This is a genomic window from Streptomyces achromogenes subsp. achromogenes (assembly GCF_000720835.1).
Lineage (GTDB): Bacteria > Actinomycetota > Actinomycetes > Streptomycetales > Streptomycetaceae > Streptomyces > Streptomyces achromogenes.
This window is the reverse complement of record NZ_JODT01000151.1, coordinates 1-220: the sequence shown is the minus strand read 5'-3', so window position 1 is coordinate 220 and position 220 is coordinate 1. Positions and strand designations below refer to the sequence as shown.

The 220-nt window shown below is 73.2% G+C and carries 1 protein-coding gene; it reads left to right on the top strand.

Going from position 1 to position 220, the window contains the following annotated elements:
- Positions 1–220, top strand: a 220-nt coding sequence (locus IH25_RS38350) for a hypothetical protein (protein WP_037656588.1), incomplete at both ends; no start/stop codon positions are given.

Here is a 220-nt window from a genome sequence, read left to right as displayed (position 1 = left end):
CGTCTCCCAGCGGGCGGCGAACGGTGCCGTGCTGGCCGCGACCGGGGTGCAGATCGCCGGTGTGCTGGACGACCTCTATCCCGGTGCCACCAAGGCGCACCTGGGCCCGGTGTTCCACGGCGGCCGGCCGACGTTGTCGGTGTGGGCTCCGACGGCGCAGAGCGTGTCGCTGGAGCTGGACGGCTCGCTGAAGAGGATGCGGCGGGACGATGCCACGGGC